The organism is Psychrobacillus insolitus (assembly GCF_003254155.1).
Classification (GTDB): Bacteria; Bacillota; Bacilli; order Bacillales_A; family Planococcaceae; genus Psychrobacillus; species Psychrobacillus insolitus.
The window spans coordinates 1-1,419 of the sequence record NZ_QKZI01000031.1; the positions used below are offsets into that span (position 1 = coordinate 1).

Sequence of the window (1,419 nt, forward strand, 5' to 3'; positions counted from 1 at the left end):
AAGCGTGGCGACACGTGCAGCTGACGAATACTAATCGATCGAGGACTTAACCAAATAATGAATATGTAAAATCAATGTCTTTTATCCAGTTTTGAGTGAACAAGCACTCATTGTCTAGTGACGATGGCGAAGAGGCCACACCCGTTCCCATCCCGAACACGGAAGTTAAGCTCTTCAGCGCCGATGGTAGTTGGGGGTTTCCCCCTGTGAGAGTAGGACGTCGCTAGGCACTATAAAAAAGGTTGTTACTGAGAAATCGGTAACAACCTTTTTTCTTGTGTAGAAAATAATATCGATTTCCCTAGCAGGATGAAAATACCGATAATTTCCTTAGTAATAGTGTATTAATCGGGTTAACTCTGGCTAAACGAACAAAACTACCCCTGAAAGCGACAAAAGTACAGTTTAAGATGGAGTCCAAGGAAGTTACACACTGCACACATAGAAACAAGGGAAGGTCTAACTCATTGCTTTTTCTTAATAAGATAGCTGAAGGAAGAAGTAATATCGTGTTAAGCAGTGAACGGCGTTATGATTCAGTCCAGCAATAAAAGCTGTGCAGCTTCTTATGGGCTTTCCTAGGTGCCAAGTTTCAAATCTTAGGAGAATAAGGTGCAATTGTAATGTCTAATGACAGCCTTTAAAATTTCTGTGCTTTGTTGTCGGTGAAATCCGAAGTGAACGAAAATCCATCCCTATAAATCAATGATTCAAGTACGAGATCGCCATGAGACTAAAGGGCTTTTTTTTGAAATATAAAAATTCTCTTCTATACGAATAACATCAAAAACCAAGATCTAATTTAGAATAGAAAATTGGTAACCATCCATTATGTTAAACACCAAGCGCTTAAAGCGATAAGTGAAGTTAGTTGGTAAAAAATCGGGAAATCAGAGTGAATGTAGTATAGATCTTGAAACAATATAAATTGTAGAGTTGCATAAACGCAGAAGAAAGAAGGGTTTTGCTAGTTATAATATAAACATCTATGAATTAAATTTTAAAAACTAAAAAACTCCTTGCCAATCTCCTTAGATAATGGTATAGTAATTAAGTTGTCTTTTTTATTACTAATTCTCTTCAAAAAACGAGAATAAAAAAAGGTTGACATCATTACCAAGATTTGTTATGATATAAAAGTCGTCAAAACGACGTAATAACGAAATGAACATTGAAAACTGAACATGCAAAACGTTAAGAAATACAGCTTATTGACTAACTTCGGTTAGCTCGATAGCAAAACATTTTTGACATCATTTAATGATGATGCCAGCAAAACAAAATGAGCTTTTAAACTAGTTCTAATTTGTTGAGTTTTATACTCAACTATTATGGAGAGTTTGATCCTGGCTCAGGACGAACGCTGGCGGCATGCCTAATACATGCAAGTCGAGCGAATGATGAAGAAGCTTGCTTCTT

2 rRNA genes are annotated in these 1,419 nt (G+C 36.2%); both read left to right on the forward strand.

Features of this window, described 5'->3' with window-relative positions:
• Positions 1 to 113 precede the first annotated feature (113 nt).
• A 5S ribosomal RNA gene (gene rrf, locus C7437_RS16770) occupies positions 114 to 229 on the forward strand.
• 1,099 nt (positions 230 to 1,328) lie between these two features.
• Positions 1,329 to 1,419: ribosomal RNA gene (locus C7437_RS16775) — 16S ribosomal RNA — on the forward strand; the annotation flags it as partial.